This window comes from Sphingorhabdus pulchriflava (assembly GCF_003367235.1).
Lineage (GTDB): Bacteria > Pseudomonadota > Alphaproteobacteria > Sphingomonadales > Sphingomonadaceae > Sphingorhabdus_B > Sphingorhabdus_B pulchriflava.
Genome location: NZ_QRGP01000001.1, coordinates 2,122,424 through 2,139,205 on the forward strand (window position 1 = coordinate 2,122,424; position 16,782 = coordinate 2,139,205).

13 protein-coding genes are annotated in these 16,782 nt (G+C 60.4%); 5 read left to right on the forward strand and 8 right to left on the reverse strand.

Annotated elements, in window-relative coordinates; translation table 11 throughout:
- Window positions 1-11 precede the first annotated feature (11 nt).
- Window positions 12-2,435 carry a TonB-dependent receptor gene (locus tag DXH95_RS10515; RefSeq protein WP_239016605.1) on the reverse strand — a complete coding sequence of 808 codons (2,424 nt, stop codon included), beginning with the start codon at window positions 2,433-2,435 and terminating at the stop codon, window positions 12-14.
- A gap of 247 nt (window positions 2,436-2,682) precedes the next feature.
- Here DXH95_RS10515 and DXH95_RS10520 point away from each other — a divergent pair, with 247 nt between their 5' ends.
- Entirely contained in the window at window positions 2,683-3,978 is a 1,296-nt protein-coding gene (locus DXH95_RS10520; RefSeq protein ID WP_115549269.1) for an MFS transporter, read from the forward strand.
- Between the two features lie 16 nt (window positions 3,979-3,994).
- Here DXH95_RS10520 and DXH95_RS10525 read toward each other — a convergent pair whose 3' ends face one another.
- The 7 genes from DXH95_RS10525 to DXH95_RS10555 all read right to left on the reverse strand — a co-directional run bounded on the left by DXH95_RS10525 (window position 3,995) and on the right by DXH95_RS10555 (window position 12,597).
- Complete coding sequence (locus DXH95_RS10525; RefSeq protein WP_115549270.1) at window positions 3,995-4,186, reverse strand: hypothetical protein; 192 nt, start codon at window positions 4,184-4,186, stop codon at window positions 3,995-3,997.
- Between the two features lie 379 nt (window positions 4,187-4,565).
- The gene (locus tag DXH95_RS10530; RefSeq protein ID WP_115549271.1) at window positions 4,566-5,891 is read right to left on the reverse strand and encodes an MFS transporter; all 1,326 of its coding nucleotides are present in this window, start codon (window positions 5,889-5,891) and stop codon (window positions 4,566-4,568) included.
- Window positions 5,891-9,034, reverse strand: a complete 3,144-nt coding sequence (locus DXH95_RS10535; protein ID WP_115549272.1) for an efflux RND transporter permease subunit — start codon at window positions 9,032-9,034, stop codon at window positions 5,891-5,893. The genes DXH95_RS10530 and DXH95_RS10535 overlap by 1 nt, the downstream gene beginning before the upstream one ends.
- Before the next feature lie 13 nt (window positions 9,035-9,047).
- On the reverse strand, window positions 9,048-10,292 hold the full coding sequence (locus DXH95_RS10540; RefSeq protein ID WP_115549273.1) for an efflux RND transporter periplasmic adaptor subunit: 1,245 nt from the start codon (window positions 10,290-10,292) through the stop codon (window positions 9,048-9,050).
- Window positions 10,289-11,602, reverse strand: coding sequence for a TolC family protein (locus tag DXH95_RS10545; protein WP_115549274.1), 1,314 nt, complete (start codon window positions 11,600-11,602; stop codon window positions 10,289-10,291). The genes DXH95_RS10540 and DXH95_RS10545 overlap by 4 nt, the downstream gene beginning before the upstream one ends.
- A 62-nt stretch (window positions 11,603-11,664) precedes the next feature.
- Window positions 11,665-12,033, reverse strand: coding sequence for a hypothetical protein (locus tag DXH95_RS10550; protein WP_115549275.1), 369 nt, complete (start codon window positions 12,031-12,033; stop codon window positions 11,665-11,667).
- Between the two features lie 102 nt (window positions 12,034-12,135).
- The gene (locus tag DXH95_RS10555; RefSeq protein ID WP_115549276.1) at window positions 12,136-12,597 is read right to left on the reverse strand and encodes an Lrp/AsnC family transcriptional regulator; all 462 of its coding nucleotides are present in this window, start codon (window positions 12,595-12,597) and stop codon (window positions 12,136-12,138) included.
- A 364-nt stretch (window positions 12,598-12,961) separates the two neighbouring features.
- Between DXH95_RS10555 and DXH95_RS10560 the strand changes: the two genes are divergently transcribed.
- The 4 genes from DXH95_RS10560 to DXH95_RS10575 are packed head-to-tail and all read left to right on the forward strand — an operon-like array spanning window position 12,962 to window position 16,751.
- A complete protein-coding gene (locus DXH95_RS10560) occupies window positions 12,962-13,642 on the forward strand; it encodes a lytic transglycosylase domain-containing protein (protein ID WP_115549277.1) in 681 nt (226 codons plus the stop codon).
- Window positions 13,639-14,004 carry a TrbC/VirB2 family protein gene (locus tag DXH95_RS10565; protein ID WP_239016606.1) on the forward strand — a complete coding sequence of 122 codons (366 nt, stop codon included), beginning with the start codon at window positions 13,639-13,641 and terminating at the stop codon, window positions 14,002-14,004. Before DXH95_RS10560 ends, DXH95_RS10565 begins: the two co-directional genes overlap by 4 nt.
- Window positions 13,976-14,353: a VirB3 family type IV secretion system protein gene (locus tag DXH95_RS10570; RefSeq protein WP_115549278.1), complete on the forward strand. Its 378-nt coding sequence runs from the start codon at window positions 13,976-13,978 to the stop codon at window positions 14,351-14,353. Before DXH95_RS10565 ends, DXH95_RS10570 begins: the two co-directional genes overlap by 29 nt.
- Window positions 14,346-16,751 (forward strand): VirB4 family type IV secretion/conjugal transfer ATPase, encoded by a 2,406-nt coding sequence (locus DXH95_RS10575; protein ID WP_115549279.1) that lies wholly within the window; start codon window positions 14,346-14,348, stop codon window positions 16,749-16,751. Before DXH95_RS10570 ends, DXH95_RS10575 begins: the two co-directional genes overlap by 8 nt.
- The last annotated feature ends 31 nt before the right edge of the window (window positions 16,752-16,782 follow it).

Here is a 16,782-nt window from a genome sequence, read left to right on the forward strand (position 1 = left end):
CAAAGCAGCGATCAGAAATCGCGGCTGAATTTGAGGCCTATGATACGTGGTTTGATCAGCGTGTCGTAGAAGGTGCCACCCAATGCAGTACCGCCACTGGGGTCGCCGCAGATGGTTTCAACGCACGAGACACCCGTGTTGATGACACCAATCTCATCGAACACATTGGTCGCGAAAGCCTCGATGCTCCACATATCGTTTTTCACGCCAAAGCTGAAATCGACCGTAGTGTAAGAGGCAAGGCCACCCTTGATAGCGGCCTGTGCCGGACGAAGATCGCTGCGGCGGCTACCTGTATGGTTTGCGGCCAACTGGACATGTCCGTTCCAATCCGAAACCGGAAACTCATAACGGGCAACGACATTGCCTTTGATCTTCGGCGTCACGGGCAGGCGCGATCCGGCTGGAGCCAGCAGGGCATTGCCAGGAGTGGTGCAATCAAATGCAGCATTTGCAACAAGGCAGAAATCGCGACGGATTTCAGCGTCGTTGTAGCTGAGACCAGCATTGATGCTGAATCCACCTTGACGATATCCAAGGTCAAGCTCGACGCCGCGGATCCTTGCAATACCTGCATTGCGGACTTCGCTGAGTCCGTTGGCGCCAAGGAACGACAGTTGGATATTGTTCCAGTCGAGTTGATAGACAGCACCGTTGAACCTGAAGCCACCGAAGGTCGTTTTCCAACCCAATTCATAATTGTCGAGTTCGTCCGGACCATAAGGCGGCAATGTACCACGACGGTTGACGCCGCCAGGACGGAAACCGCGCGACCATGTCGCATAAACCAACGCATCATCGTTGATCTTGTAGGTCGCATTCAGCTTGTAGATCGCATCGGTATCCGATGTGCTCTTGTCCACATTGGTGCACGGCGCGCCATTCAGGATCGGCGTGGCGAATGTGCCAGTCGGGTTATCGCGGAACAGTGCACCGGTCGTCGTGACACAACGCGCGACACCTGTGTTGCCGGAATAGCCGCGAGCAAATCCGAAAAAGCCGAATAGTGAGTTATCATATTTGTACAGGCGTGCACCGCCAGTCACCGTCAACTTGTCGGTGATGTCATAACTCAACTCTCCAAACGCAGCATAGTCACGGTCGGTACGCTGCTGCTTGGTCAGCCAGATATTGCTGTCAGTTCCCGGAACGGTGATGCGATCAGCGATATCGTCGATGATGTAGTTTTGCTCGATGTTATGCGACTGGCGCTGCCAGAACAGGCCGCCGATGAAACGCAATGGCGCATCCTGAGGCGAAGCCACACGGAATTCGGCAAAGCTTTTCCGATAGCGGTCAATGCCCTGAATATACTGGTTCGGGCTGACATAGTCGCCAGCATTATCGTACCAATAGGCGCCGTAACCGGACAGGGCATCATAGAAATAGCCATAGTCCGAATAGTCGCTTTCGGTATTGGTCTTGCGACGAAGGTGGCCACCGGTCAGCGTAAGATCCCAGTTGCCGATTTTGCCTTCGACGGTCATCGCAGCCTGGATCCATTTATCCTTGCTGCTTTCGGGGTTGTACTGGACAATCTGATAGTTGCCGCTGTTCTGGCCCGAACGCTCACGAGCATAGCTGCCTTCGGTGTTCTGGACCTGGCCCATCAGGGTCGGCTTGATAGTCCAGCTATCGTTCAGTTCGATGCCGAGCGCCAGACGTGCACCATAGGTTTCGGCGTCGTTATAGTTTTTTTCGACCAGGGCAGCGTTGTTCTGTGTGATGCCAGAGGTCGCATAAGTGCGCGAGCCCGGAATATTGTCGATATAGCCACCATCATCGCGGTACCAGCCGACAAGGCGCGCGGCAGCGCGCTCACCAAGCGGCACGTTAACAAAGCCTTCGAACACCGAACCAAAATCGCCATGCGCGACATTGTTGATTTCAACGCCTGCATTTCCATAGAAGCCTGATGTGTCCGGAGCATTGGTCACCAACTTAAGCGTACCCGCCATTGAGCTTGCGCCATAAAGCGTGCCCTGCGGACCGGCGAGTGCTTCGACGCGCGCAAGGTCATAGGCGTGGATGTCGAGCGCGCCCTGGATGGTCGTGATCGGCATTTCGTCCAGATAGGTGCCGACTGTCGGCAGCGAGGTGGAGTGGTTCGCGTTTTCGCCTGAAGCGACAGCACGGAAGAATATCTGCGCAAAACCCGGGCCGCCCTGCTGGATGGTCACCGACGGTAGAAACTTCACCACGTCGGCAAATTCATTCACCTGCAACTGGTCGAGCTTCTCGGTACCGATTGCGGTGATAGCGACAGGAACGTCCTGCAAATTCTGCTCGCGCTTCTGCGCGGTTACGACGATTTCGTCATTGTCGTCTTCGGCCGCCGCTTGGGCAAACGCGGGAACGGACATACCGATGGCACTGGAGGCCATCAAAGTAGCGACTGCTGTCCGGACATAGATATTGCTGTGTGTTTTGCGCATTGCGCACCCTCCATTATGTTGCAATGCCGCAATTCCACATATTTATGGAATCGTGGCAAGAATTTTTCGTCAAATGACGTGCGGTCGTTAATTTATTCCGAACGCTGTGGCATATGCGCAACGCTGGAAAGCCGAACTGCAACATTGCCGCAACGATGCACAGGCAAGACCTGCAGAGGAAAATCGCTTGCCAACGCAATGACGTGCGTTAGGGCAATGCCGAACACGGGCGGGGACCAGTCAATTTATGCAAACTTCGATGGCTTTGCTCAACAAGCGGCGTTTTTTGCCGCTGTTTGTCACCCAGTTACTCGGCGCCTTTAACGACAATCTGTTCAAAAATGCCATGGTGCTGTTCGTTGTTTACGGCGTTTACAACGATGAAAAGGCTGAAGCTTTGTTCAGCGCGGTAGCTACCGCGGTGTTTATTCTACCCTTTTTCCTGTTGTCAGCACTTGCGGGCCAATTGGCCGATACGCGTGACAAGGCGAAGATCATCCGCATCGTCAAATTCTGCGAAATCCTTATCATGCTGGTAGGCGGTGGAGGACTGGTTCTGGCGTGGCTCGACATCGCAGTAACATTGGTCGCCATCCCGCTGATGATGCTCGCGCTGTTCGCCATGGGCGTGCACTCGACCTTCTTTGGCCCCATCAAATACGCAATCTTGCCGCAGCATTTGAAAGACAATGAAGTGCTGGGCGGAACCGGCCTGGTTGAAGCTGGCACCTATATTGCCATTTTGGTGGGTACTATTTTAGCCGGCATCATACCGGTCGAATGGGCAGCGCTGGGCGTCGTGCTGACGGCAATGCTGGGTTACATGACGGGAAGGCAGGTTCCCCCTGCTCCGCCCGAGCATGAAGAAACCGGCATGGATTGGCACATCCTCCGCTCGTCCATCACGCTCGTCAAAGGCACCATGCATATCCGAAAGCTGTTTTTGGCCATCATGTCGATCAGCTTTTTCTGGACGATTGGGGCGGTGCTGTTCATCCAGTTCCCGCCGCTGGCAAAAAATGTTCTGGGCGCAGATCAGGAAGTCGCAAGTCTGTTCCTGGCCATATTCTCGATCGGTATCGCCATTGGATCGGTGGCGATCAACCGGCTGTTAAAAGGTCAGGTATCGGCTCGCTTCGCGCCAGCCAGCGTGATCGCTATGGGGCTGTTCGTTGTCGCGTTCCATTTTGTCTGCCGCAACTGGCAGATCAATGACGATGGTGCACTCTACACCATTGGCAGCTTCGTCAATCACGACGGTGCTTGGATGCTGTTGGGCACTCTGCTGGGTATCGCCGTAGCTGGCGGGATGTTCGTTGTCCCGCTTTACGCCTTTCTGACCACCACCGTTCCCAAGGATCAGACCGCGCGCACCGTGGCGGCGAACAACATCGTCAATTCAGGCGCAATGGTTATCGGGTCGCTGATCGCGCTTGGATTGAGCGCAGCCGGGATCAGCATGGTCAACCAACTTCTGCTGGGTGCCGCGATGTGTGTTGTTTCGGCCTGGCTCGCACAGTTGCTGCACAAAGCGTGCGACTGAAGCCTGACTGACGGCCTCAGGCGATAAAAGTGTAGAACGCCGTAAAGAAGGCGCCAAAGCTGACAACAAACAGATGCGCATCTTCCCGCTGCCACCATTTCAATGGCTTGGGTTTCCATTCAGCTGGAACGGCAAAAACATGCGGTGCCAGCGATTGCCGAAAAGGATGCCGTGCACCTTCGCTCGTCTGAACCAGTTTCCTCTGCATGATGCGCACCCCTTAATGGTTTCGTTACCGTGGACGTTAACGTTTCATTAGGGATGTTGGCGAGGGACAAAGGTGGTTAACAACGGTTCCATGCGGAACCGTATCATTTTGCTACAATATTTGTGGAGTGGTGCCCCTGGCCCGACTCGAACGGGCACATCTTTCGATACTCGATTTTGAGTAGGCCGAGACAACCTTAAGAATTTGATACTACAGAATAATTTTCGCGTCAAACAAATTTTGTGCAAGGTTTTGTGTAAGTGTGTAAGACTTGTGTAAGGCTTTCCCACAAAAAGTGGGGCGCGTCTGCAAAGCGCAAATTGACTCTATCGCACAGCTCAATTGCGATGGCTGACACACCCAAAGAAGATCGATCGTTTTACCTTGGCCACCTGCTGTGCAGGTCATCGATCATGTAATCATGCAACTGGCCAGCTTGCGTATGGGCCAAGCGATGTGGATGGCCTTCCGGCAGCTCGGGATGGTCATGCGCGATTATAGCCGGGTCTTGCCTCGGCCAGAGCAAGAGCGCGACAACTACCCCGATGAACGCGAGCGCCGCCAGAACGATGAAGGCCGTCTGCTGGCTCGCCTTCGCGCCGATTTGGCCCGCGAGCGGATAAGCCATCAGCCAGCAGGCATGACTCAGCGCGAACTGCGCCGCGAAGACAGCAGGGCGGTCTTCCGCCTGCGCCGAGCGGCGCAGCAGCAATCCCGACGGAGTGATACTCGCGGCATAGGCCATGCCCATCGTGAACCAGCCAGCCAGCAGCATCGGCCAGTATGCCGCCGTCATCCTGGCGGACGTCAGCCCGAGCAGTGCCAGCGCTCCGGTCAGGACGGCGGCACCGCCAAGCATCACTGTGCGGCCCGCCACCCTGTCAAGCACTCGCGGCAAGGCCAAAGCGGCGAGCATCGAGCCGCCGCCATAGGCCGCGAGGGTCAGCGCAACCTCGCGCTGTCCGAAGCCGAACAGCTCACGGACGATCACCACGGTGTTGACGATCACCATCGCGCTTGCCCCCGCAGCCGCGAGATTGACCGCCAGCAGCCCGCGCAGGCGCGGGGTTTTGAGGTAAATCCGCATCCCGCGCGTCGTGCGCGCGTAGATGCCGCCTTCGCGGGGTTTGGCGGGCGAGCGCGGCAGTGTCACCGAAAGCACCAGTGCAGCAGAGGCGAGAAAGCCGATCACGGTGCCGCCGAACAGCCAGTGGAAGCCGATCACGCTGAGCAGCGCCGCCGCGAGCATCGGGCTGAGCAGGCTTTCGAGGTCGTAAGCCAAACGGGACAGCGACAATGCGCGCGTATATTCGGCCTCGTCGGGCAGCACGTCGGGGATCGTCGCCTGAAAGGTCGGCGTGAATGCCGCCGAAGCCGATTGCAGCAGAAATATCAGTACATAGACCTGCCAAACCTGATCCACGAAGGGCAGCAGCAGCGCGACGGCGGCGCGCACCAGGTCCATCGCCACCAGAAATGCACGGCGCGGCAGCCGGTCGGCAAACGCCCCGACGATGGGGCCAATGCCGATATAGGCGATCATCTTGATTGCCAGCGCCGTCCCCAGAACCGCGCCTGCGTCGGCCCCGGCGATCTCGTAGGCAAGCAAGCCGAGCGCGACTGTGGCGAGCCCCGTTCCCACCAACGCGATCACCTGTGCGGCAAGCAGGTGTCGGTAGGTGCGATTGGCGAGAACGGCGAGCATCACGCAGTCGCTACGTCTGGCGCTGGCGGGGTCTTCGCTGACTTTGCGCCGTGAACGAGCCGATAGAGCGCGGGAAGCACCACAAGCGTCAGCAACGTCGATGAAATGATCCCGCCGATCACCACCGTTGCGAGCGGTCTTTGCACTTCCGAACCGAGGCCGACGTTGAGCGCCATCGGCACGAAGCCGAGGCTGGCAACCAGCGCAGTCATCAGCACCGGGCGGAGCCGGGTGAGCGCGCCCTCGCGGATCGCGTCCTCCAGGCTACGCCCCTCCTCGCGGAGCTGGTTGATGAATGTCAGCATCACCACCCCGTTCAGCACCGCGACGCCCGACAGTGCGATGAAACCGACACCTGCCGAGATCGAGAAGGGAATGCCGCGCAGCAGCAGCGCCGCGACACCGCCGGTCAATGCAAGCGGAACGCCCGAAAACACGATAGCGGAGTCTTTGGCCGAGCCGAACAGCATGATCAACAATCCGAATATCAAGAGCAGCGCGGCGGGCACCACGATCTTGAGCCGGGTCGAGGCCGACTGCAATTGCTCGAATGTGCCGCCGTAGTCGATCCAGTAGCCTGGCGGCAGTTCGACTTCTCGGTCGATCTTCTCGCGCAGCTCGCCGATGAACGAGCCAAGATCGCGCCCTCTCACATTGGTGGTCACCACCGCGCGGCGCTTGGCGTCCTCGCGGCTGATCTGGTTGGGGCCGGTAGTTCGCTCGATGCTCGCAACTTGCGAGAGCGGCACGGTGCCGCCGCCCGGCAGCGGGATCGGCAAGCGTTGTAGCACGAACGGGTCTTGGCGCAGGTCTTCGGGCAGGCGCACGACGATATCGAAACGGCGGTCACCTTCGAATATCTGCCCTGCCTCCTGCCCGCCGGTGGCAGCGGCCACCACCGTCTGCACGTCCGCGACATTGAGGCCGAGCCGGGCGAGATTGAACCGATCGGGAAGAATCTCGATAAAGGGCAATCCCGTCACCTGTTCCGCCTGTGCGTCCTGCGATCCTTCGACCGACGCGACGACGCCGGTAATCTGCCCGGCCAGACGGGCCAGCTCATCGAGGTCATCGCCATAGACGCGGACAGCAACATCCGAGCGAACGCCCGCAATCAGTTCGTTGAACCGCATCTGGATCGGCTGGATGAATTCATAACGCGAACCGGGGATTTGCTGCACCGCTGCGTTCATTTCCGCGACAAGCTTCGTCTTGGGCTTGCGCGGATCGGGCCACTCTGCGCGGGGCTTCATGATGATGAAGGTGTCTGCAACCGATGGCGGCACCGCATCGGTTGCGACGTCGGCCGTGCCGATCTTGGCAAAGACCTGCTGCACTTCGGGAAACTGCTTGATCCGCTTTTCCAGCGCCGACTGCATGGCAACCGCCTGCGTGAGACTGGTGCCAGGAATCCGCAGCGCGTGCATCGCAATGTCGCCCTCGTCGAGGTTCGGGATAAATTCCGATCCGAGGCGAGTTGCCGCAAGTCCGGTCAGCACCGTCAACGCAGCCGCGCCCGCCAGCACCGCCTTGCGCCAGGTCAAGGCCCAATCAAGCGTCGGTCGATACCAGCGGTGCGCCGCGCGCATCACCCGGTTTTCCTTTTCCTCGACCTTGCCGGTGACGAATGCCGCAACGGCAGCCGGAACGAAGGTGAGCGAGAGCAACAGCGCGGCCGTCAGCGCCAGCACGACGGTGAAGGCCATCGGATGGAAGGTTTTGCCTTCCACGCCTTCGAGCGCGAAGATCGGCAGATAGACGATCGTGATGATCGCGATACCGAACAGGCTAGGACGGATGACCTCCGCACTCGCGCTTGCGGCGGTGTCGAAGCGCTCCTCGCGGGTCAACAGGCGGCCCAGATTGTGTTGCGCCTCGCCAAATCGTCGCAGGCAGTTTTCAACGATGATCACCGCGCCATCGACGATCAGCCCGAAATCGAGCGCGCCAAGACTCATCAGGTTCCCCGAGGTATCCGAGGCGACCATGCCCGTGATCGTCATCAGGAAGGACAGCGGGATCACCGCCGCCGTGATCAGCGCCGCGCGGATATTGCCAAGCAGCAGGAACAGCACAACGATGACCAGCATCGCGCCTTCGGCCAGGTTCTTCTCGACCGTCCAGACGGTGGCTTCGACCAGCTTCGAGCGGTCATAGACGGTGTTGACCACCACTCCGCCAGGCAGTGACTTGTTCACTTCCTCCAGCCGCTCGGCGACTGCGACCGAAACCTCGCGCGCGTTTTCGCCGACCAGCATGAAAATGGTGCCCAGCACCACCTCGCGCCCGTCCTTGGTGGCGGCGCCGTTGCGGATCTCCGAGCCGATCTGAACATCGGCGACATCGGCGATGCGGATCGGGGTTCCCTGGCGGTAGTCGACGATTATCCCGGAAAGATCGGCCTCATTGGTCGCCTGCCCCGGCACCCGGATCAGAAATTGCGATCCCGATTGCTCGATATAGCCCGCACCGACATTGGCGTTGTTCTTGTCCAACGCGGTGACAATATCCTGCACGGATAGCCCGAAGCCCGAAAGGCGTTCGGGGACCGGTGCAACGACATATTCACGCCGGTAGCCGCCGACCGAATTCACCTCGGTAACGCCCTTGACCGTCCGCAATTGCGGTCGGATCACCCAATCGTGCAGCGTCCGCAAATCCTGAGCGGTGTAGAGCTTGCCTTTGTCGTTGACCGCACCGGGACGGGCCTCGACAGTGTACATGAAGATTTCGCCAAGCCCGGTGGCTATGGGACCGAGTTCGGGTTCGAGGTTCTCGGGGAGGCTGCTCCTCACCCCTTGGAGCCGCTGGTTGACCAGTTGCCGAGCGAAATAGATGTCGGTGCCGTCCTTGAACACCACCGTCACCTGGCTGAGCCCGTAGCGCGAAACCGAACGGGTGTATTCCAGCCCCGGCAGCCCCGCGATCGCGGTTTCAACCGGGAAGGTGATGCGCTGTTCGGCCTCCAACGGAGAGAACCCGGGAGCCGCCGTGTTGATCTGCACCTGGACATTGGTGATGTCCGGCACGGCGTCGATCTTGAGTTTCGAGAAGGCCCAGACGCCAAGCACGGCAAGCATCGCCGCGATGGTGAGGACTATGTAGCGCTGCCGGATCGACAGCCCGATGATGCGTTCGAGCATGGTTGTGCGATCCTCAGTGGTCGTGGCTGGCGCCGGACTTTTCGATGTCGGCCTTGATGATGTAACTGCCCTTGCGAGCGTAGATCGTGCCGGGCTTGATCCCGCTCAGCACCTCGGTCCATTCCGGGCCTTCCTTGCCGAGTTCGAGCATCCGAACCTCGTAGGTGTTGCCGATTTGGGCAAAGACTACCCGGAAGTCACGGAACTGCTGGATTGCCTCGGTCCGAACCGCCAGCGGCACCCGGCGACTTTCGACCGTCACGATCCCGCGCACTGCCATGCCGGGCCGCCAGAAGCCGCCGGGGTTGGGCAGCGGCACCCGCGCAGTGACAGTCTGGGTTTGCACCTCTGCGAGCGGCAGGAAATCGCGGATCACCGAGCCTTGGCTGCGCTCGCCTTCGAGCGGCCTGATCAGCACCGCCTGGCCCGGCCTGACTTTCTCGACATCGCGCGGGAACACCGGGAAGGTCGCCACGGTGCGCGACGGGTCGGAAATCACGAACATCGGCCCGTTGCCCGCAACATCGCCGACATTTGTAAGCCGCTGGCTGATGACGCCAGAAATAGGCGCATAGATCGAGTAAGTCTGAAGCGAATAGCTGCTCTCGACCCGCGCCAATAACGTGCCCTTGGCAACCCGATCGCCGACATTGCGGTAAACCGCCATGACCGGGCCTGGATACTTCGCGCCGACATTGGCGCTGCCAGTAGGATCGAGCTCGACCCTGCCGATCACTTCCAGCGTTTCGCTGACATCGGCGGGTCCGACTGCCTCGGTTTCCAGCCCTGCCGCCTTTGCCGCTTCGGGCGTGATCGTCGTCCGGCCTTCGTAGGAAGCGAATTTCCACTGATGGCGCTTACCGCCGACTGTCGCGCTCGCCGCCACATCGAAACTGTGCGGCTCGACCAGCGTGGCATCGCCGCGCAGAAAATCCTGTTCGGGCCGGAAGCCGAAGGTCGTCACCTCGCCGTCGAGCCGAGAGATCGTGATGCTGGCTTGCACCTCGCCGGGCGGCAGCGGTTTGTCGCCGCGGTAGGCGTAGAGCCGGTATTCGGGCGGAACGCCGTCTTCGAAGACGGTGATTTCCAGAGCAAAATCGCCTTCGCGCAGCATCCGACCGTTGTGCGGTCCACGTTCGTAATCGCCCGCAGCGGGGGCTTCGTGGCCCGTTTCGGCGGTTTCGCCGCTGCCATCAGGTGACCCGCAGGCAGCGAGCGGGACGGCGAGAAACATGGCAAGACAAAGAGCGCGCATCATTCGGTTTCCTGTATCAGTGTGGCGAAGCGACCAGTCAGGCGGTCGAACTCGACCCGCGCTTGGTGGTAGCGGGTTGCCGCGCGAACCAGCCGGGCATAGGCATCGTGAAGTGCGGTCTGCGCCATCGACACATCCATGAAGGTGAAGCCGCCGCGATTGTATCCGGCGCGAACTTCGGCCAGCGTGCGCTGCGCGCCGGGAACCACCCGGTCGCGGATCGCTTCAACTTCGTGTGCGGCTTCGGTCACTCTCTCCGCCGCTATCGCAACCTGCTGCCGCCATTCGAACAGCGCCACCGCGTAATCCGCTTCGACCTGCCGCCCGTCGGCCTCGGCTCGGGCGATGTTTGCCCGGTTGAGCGCGCCATTGGACAGCGGGAGCGAAAATCCCGCCACAAGCGCAACGTCACCGGTGCCGATGATACGGGGGCCGCCCGAGATTGTGGGATCGGTCCTTGCGTTGGCCCGCTGCAAGGCAAGTTCGGCCGATGCATGGCGGCGGCGCGCTTCGAAAACCGCAAGATCAACCGGCGATGGATCGGTGGGCAGCGAAGCTTCGGATACGGTCAGGAAGGCTCCGCTCGTGACGGAAACGCCGACCGGCGAGCCGCCCCAGAGCGATACCAGCCGCGAAAGCTTTGCATCGCGTTCATGCTCGGCGAGTTCGAGATCGACTTTGGCTTCGGCAAGCTGGGTGCGGGTCCGGGTTCCGGCGAACAGCGGATCACGGGCATCCGTCACGCGCCGCCCGACTTCGCGCGCAAGTTGCTCGGCAATCGTAACCCGCTCGCGGGCGATCTGGATCTGCGCCTCGGCAGCCTGGACATCGACATAAAGCAACTGCACTCGCGCGGCGATGTCGAGGCGCTTCACCAATGCTTCCGCCTGCGCCACTCCGATTTGAGCCTCGGCCACGCCGACCCGCGCCTCGCGCTTGCCGCCGCGTTCAATGCGCTGGCTGTAGGCGCCGGTAACCTGAATCTGCCGGTTGAGGTCTTGCCCGCCGATCCCGAAATTCTCCGCCGTAACGTCGATCGATGCTGCCGGGCGTGTGTCCGCCGCTGCCCGACCGGCTGCCAACGCATCCATCCGCGCGGCAGTGGCTCCTCCCAGGGGCGAGGCGGCAATCGCTCGCTTGATCGCCTCTTCCAGCGTGATTTGCTGGCTTTGCGGCGGCGCAGGCACAGATTGGGTTACGGACTGGGCATGCGCTGCTCCAGCGGATAGAGCGATCGGGCTTGCCAGCGTGGCGCAAGCAAGCATCGACAAGGTAAGTATGCGCGGGCGGCGCGCGGGTAACAGCGATTTCATGGCAGACTCCGGACGAACGAACAGCCGATCGCGCCCGCAAAGGCGCGATCCTCATTGTTCGATCAGCCGAGCCGTGGAGGTCGTCGAAGTCCGCTCGCGATATGGCTCTCAACACCGTGCGTCAGCGCCGGTGAAAAGGCCTCCCGCTCAATCGCAGGCATGGCGAGCGACACTGCGGAATCGGCAAGCGCGACCGCACCAAGCAGGATGCTCGGCATATGATCGTGTCCGCCATCGGGAGTATCCCCGTCGTCGTGATCGTGAACCGAAATTCCGCCATCGCTTTCATGATGGTGGTGTGCATCCACACTGACCTGCGTCGCACCATGCGATGCCTCGTGCATCGACCAGGCCGAGGCCGGAACGCTCATACCGAGCGCAAGCCAGACAAGAGCCAGCAGGTTCAACAAGGAGCGGACGGGGCGATTCACGATGTCCGGAACTAGGCGACGCCTGTTAGAACGGCAATCACAAAATCCAATCGGCCAGCTCACGGCCTAAAATCCATGCCCTCACAAACCAACGGTCCGTATTCACAATTTCGGTAAACGTCGCACGACTGTCGACGATTGAACGATCGCCGTATCGGTCGATGCAAACGGCAAGAAGCGATCAACCACTTCCTCCAATGCTTGGACATCGCAAACCGCTACTTTCGCCAGAAAGCAATCTTCGCCGGTAACGTGATCCGCTTCGACCACCTCTGGCGTGTCGAAGAGCATCTGTGCCACTCTTTTTACTTCGCCGGGTCTGGCGCGTATGCGCACATGCGCCGCGATACCGAGACCGAAAACCTTGGGATCGACCAACAATGTATAGCCCCGGATCGCACCCGCATCCTCCAGCTTGTGAATCCGCTCGGTCACGCTGGGGCTGGACATGCCGATCTTATCGGCAAGGTCGCGGATGGTCATACGGCCATCTTCGGTCAACGCCGTAATAATCTCTCGATCAATCGTATCGAGGCGCCGGGTTACATATCGGCTTCGGTTCATAATTGGCCCCTAGCTGGATGACACCAGCGGGGCCTTGTGATTGCGAAGGCGAATGTTCGATTTCGCCTTATTTTCGTGAACTTGTCTCAAGAATCGACTGTCGGCGAACCCACTCTGCGACGCGATGAACCCGGTCCGCAGGATCAAGATTGAAGGTTAAAGGCCGTTAGCGGTTCCGATTGCCAAGTCGAAACGACCGAAACGCCTTTCTGAATCCATAGCTGATCCATTTGTCCATTAGCTATCAATAGCTTGATAGTCGGACGGGATATTCTCTCCTGAAATCGGCAATTTAGGAGAGGTGGCAAATGAAGGACAAGACGCACCCAAGAACAGTTGTCCGCTTTGTCGGGATGCGCGACTGATGGCCTATTCTGCGGCAGCCATTCTTGCCTTGGCGTTGCAGTGCGCACCAAGTGTCGCACCTGAAACGGTGCTGGCCATCGTTCAGACAGAAAGCAGCGGTGATCCCTTCGCCCTCAATGTAAACGGCGGACGGCAGCCTGCACGGCAAAACAACGCCGCCGACGCCGCCGCAACTGCGCAGCGTTTCGTAGCGGCGGGATACTCGGTCGATCTCGGGCTCGGTCAAATCAACTCGCGCAACATGCGCTGGCTTGGCTTGACCTGGGAGACCGTATTCGACCCCTGCACCAATGTTGCGGCCTTGGCCCGTGTCCTCACCACCAACTACAATGCGGTGAGAGCCGGACGCGATCCGCAGACCGCCCTTCGGGTCGCACTCTCGATGTATAACACGGGAAGCCAGACGCGCGGATTTCGCAACGGCTATGTTGCCAAGGTTGTTGGCAACGCGGGTGTCGCAAACGCGCCCGCGCCCTACGCCTCGACCTTTCCAGCGCCTGCCAGCGCTGCACCGGCAACCGGCGATCTGCGGGAATTGCTGACCGAAGAAAACACGGCACTCCAGGCGCCAGCGGCCAGGCCCCGCCCTGCTCCGCCGCCCAAGTGGAACGTCTTTGAACGGGCCGCTTACGACCGCGAAACGGAAATCCTCGCTGGGAACGAGAGGAACAGCATATGAATGTCATCCTAAAATTCGGACGCGGCTTTGGAACCTGGCGAGCAAATCTGGCCGCCAAGTTCCAGGCCATGCCAAGAGGTCGGCAAAGCGCCATATTGTGGAGCGCGGCGTTGGTTGCGGCGGCGATCATTTCGTTCGCAAACCCCGATCCGGCCTACGCGCAAAATCTGGAGAGCTTCGCCAGCAAGGTGCGCGGCCTGCTCTCTTCGACGCTGCTTCGCACGCTCGCGGTTATTGCAGTAATCGTGACGGGCCTGCTTTGGTTCACAGGCCGTGCTTCGACTGCGGTGCTGGTCACGGTCATCATCGGGATCGCCATCGTCTTTTCGGCCGATGCCATTGTCGGCGCGATCGCCGGATAGCGCCGTGACCGACGACACCGAACCTCCGACCAAAAACACGCTGTTCCTTGCGGTGACACGCCCTGCGCTGTGGGCGGGGATTCCGATCGAGGCGGCGGTGTTGCTGCTCATTTCGAGCGCATCGGTGCTGATCTGGACCAACAGCCCGATCTATGCCGCGCTAGTCGTTGCCTTCGGCTATTCGATCTCGCGGCTGATTGTGCGGCACGATGTAAACGCCTTCCGGCTGCTGTTCCTGTGGGGGCGAACGAAGCTGGGAAACCGCAATCGTGCTTTCTGGGGTGGCAGCAGCTATTCGCCGCTGCCGCTGGCTGGCCTTCGCCGCAAAGGTTTTGGCCGTCATGGCTAGGCTGAACGCACCCAGCCTAAACGCTTTTGGGCAGGTGCCGCTGAAGGTGGCACAGCGCGAGGCGGACCCGGCCAAATTCCTGCCCTACGCGCGGCATATCAACGAGGACATGGTGGCGCTCGATTCCGGCGACATCATGCTGACCTTCGAGTTGCAGGGTCGCGCCTTCGAGACCGCCGATGTCCGTGATCTCAACGACTGGCACACCAAGCTAAACGGCCTGCTCCGCAACCTGCACGATGAGCGGCTGTCGGTCTGGACGCATCTGATCAGGATGCGGGTCGATCAATATCCTGGCGGCAAATTCAAATCGGGTTTCGCCGCCGATCTCGACCACGCCTATTTCGGGCGCATCAACCGGGAGCGGATGTTCATCAACCGCTTCTTTGTGACGCTCGTGATCCGCCCCGGCGCCACCGGCGGCGACAAGATCATCCAGTTGTTCAAGCGGCGCGTGTCCAAGGATGCGCCGCAAGGGCCGATACTCGACGAGGCGCTCGTCGAGCTGCTCGACGACAAAGCGCGCGATTTCGAGAAGCTGATGGCGCGCTGCGAGCCGCGCCGCTGCGCCATCTACGAGCATCGCGGGCTGATGTTTTCCGAAACGATGGAAGTGGCCGACATGGTGATGACCGGCCGCCATCGCCGCGTTCCGGTCGTGCGCGGCCATCTCGGCGGCGCGCTCTACCGCTCGCGCACGATCTTCGGCTCGGAAACCATCGAAGTGCGCGATGCCGATGCTTCCGCATTCGGCGGGATATTCGGCATCCGCGAATATCCCGCGCAAACCACGCCGCGCCAGTTCGAGGCGCTGCTGTCGGTCGATTTCGGGTTCGTGCTGACGCAGAGTTTCACCTTCCTCGGGCGCGCCGCCGCGACCGAAAAATTCCGGCTGCGGATGACGCAGATGGAAAACGCAGGCGACAGGGCCGTGAGCCAGGCCGACGCGCTGCTCGACGCCAGCGACGATCTGATGTCGAACCGCTTTGTGCTGGGCGATCACCACTTCACGCTCGCGGTCTATGCAGGCAGCATGAAGGGCCTGCGCGATCATATGTCGGTCGCACGGGCCGCGCTTGCCGATACCGGCATGGTCGCGGCGCGCGAAGGCGCGGCGCTTGAAGCGGCCTATTGGTCGCAGCTCGTCGGCAATTTCGCGTGGCGCGCACGGCCCGCGCCGATCACCTCGCTGAACTTCGCCGCCTTCTCGCCCTTCCATACTTTCCCCGCAGGAAGCGCCAGCGGCAACCATTGGGGCGATGCGATAGCCTTGCTGAAAACGAATGCCCGAAGCCCCTATTTCTTCAATTTCCACAAAGGCGATCTCGGTCATACCCTCATCATCGGGCCATCGGGCGGCGGCAAAACCGTGCTGCTCAACTTCCTGATGGCACAGACCGAGAAGACCGGCGCGCGGCAGATATTCATCGACAAGGATCGCGGCGCGCAAATCTTTGTGCAGGCAAGCGGCGGAACTTACCTGGCGCTGCACAATGGCGAACCGACCGGCTTCTCGCCATTGAAGGCGCTCGCCAACAAGGCTGAAGACAAGACATTCCTGTCGCTGTTCGTCCGCCAGCTCGTCCGCGCCGACGGAAAGCCGATCTCGGTCCAGGAAGAACGGCTGATCGAGGACGGCATCAACGCGGTGATGAAGCTCGACGTTACCGATCGCTCGCTGAGCGCGCTCCGCTCGATGCTCGGCATGAAGGATGCGAGCGGCGTCGGCGCGCGGCTGGAAAAGTGGACATCCGAGGGTTCGCTCGGCTGGGTGTTCGACAATCCGGCGGACTCGATGACGCTCGACGCCCGCTTCATCGGCTTCGACATGACCGACTTTCTCGACAATGCCGATATTCGCACGCCGGTCATGCTATATCTGTTCCACCGCATCGACCGGCTTCTGACCGGCGAGCGGATGGTGATCTGCATCGACGAATTCTGGAAGGCGCTTGGCGACGAGGCGTTCCGCCGCTTCGCCCAGGACGGACTCAAGACCTATCGCAAGCGCAACGCGGTGCTGGTGTTCGCTACGCAGTCACCAGCTGACGCGCTCAAGAGCGACATCAGCCATTCTATTCTCGAGCAAGTCGCCACCAAGATCATGCTGCCCAATCCGTTCGGCGCGCGGCGCGATTATGTCGAAGGGTTCGCGCTGTCAGAAGCCGAATACAAGCTCGTTCGCGAGGAGCTCGCGCCCGAGAGCCACAAGTTTCTGGTCAAGCAGGGCCATGACAGCGTGGTGGTCGAACTCGACCTTGCCGGGCTCGACGATGAATTGGCCGTGTTGTCAGGGCGCGCGGAAACCACCGCTGTTGCCGACGAAGTGATTGCCGAGGTGGGCAGCGATCCCGCCATCTGGCTCCCCCTCTTCCATCAACGGAGGCGTCCCAGCTGAACCGAGAGGAAGGCCAAGAGAAAGGAAACCC

Excerpts from the sequence above, each read along its gene's own strand:
- DXH95_RS10540 (WP_115549273.1), bottom strand. The coding sequence starts at position 10,292 with ATGATGCGCGCTCTTTGTCTTGCCATGTTTCTCGCCGTCCCGCTCGCT.
- DXH95_RS10575 (WP_115549279.1), top strand. The coding sequence starts at position 14,346 with ATGGCTAGGCTGAACGCACCCAGCCTAAACGCTTTTGGGCAGGTGCCG.
- DXH95_RS10520 (WP_115549269.1), top strand. The coding sequence starts at position 2,683 with ATGCAAACTTCGATGGCTTTGCTCAACAAGCGGCGTTTTTTGCCGCTG.
- DXH95_RS10530 (WP_115549271.1), bottom strand. The coding sequence starts at position 5,891 with ATGCTCGCCGTTCTCGCCAATCGCACCTACCGACACCTGCTTGCCGCA.
- DXH95_RS10565 (WP_239016606.1), top strand. The coding sequence starts at position 13,639 with ATGAATGTCATCCTAAAATTCGGACGCGGCTTTGGAACCTGGCGAGCA.
- DXH95_RS10570 (WP_115549278.1), top strand. The coding sequence starts at position 13,976 with ATGCCATTGTCGGCGCGATCGCCGGATAGCGCCGTGACCGACGACACC.
- DXH95_RS10555 (WP_115549276.1), bottom strand. The coding sequence starts at position 12,597 with ATGAACCGAAGCCGATATGTAACCCGGCGCCTCGATACGATTGATCGA.
- DXH95_RS10560 (WP_115549277.1), top strand. The coding sequence starts at position 12,962 with ATGGCCTATTCTGCGGCAGCCATTCTTGCCTTGGCGTTGCAGTGCGCA.
- DXH95_RS10515 (WP_239016605.1), bottom strand. The coding sequence starts at position 2,435 with ATGCGCAAAACACACAGCAATATCTATGTCCGGACAGCAGTCGCTACT.
- DXH95_RS10525 (WP_115549270.1), bottom strand. The coding sequence starts at position 4,186 with ATGCAGAGGAAACTGGTTCAGACGAGCGAAGGTGCACGGCATCCTTTT.
- DXH95_RS10535 (WP_115549272.1), bottom strand. The coding sequence starts at position 9,034 with ATGCTCGAACGCATCATCGGGCTGTCGATCCGGCAGCGCTACATAGTC.
- DXH95_RS10545 (WP_115549274.1), bottom strand. The coding sequence starts at position 11,602 with ATGAAATCGCTGTTACCCGCGCGCCGCCCGCGCATACTTACCTTGTCG.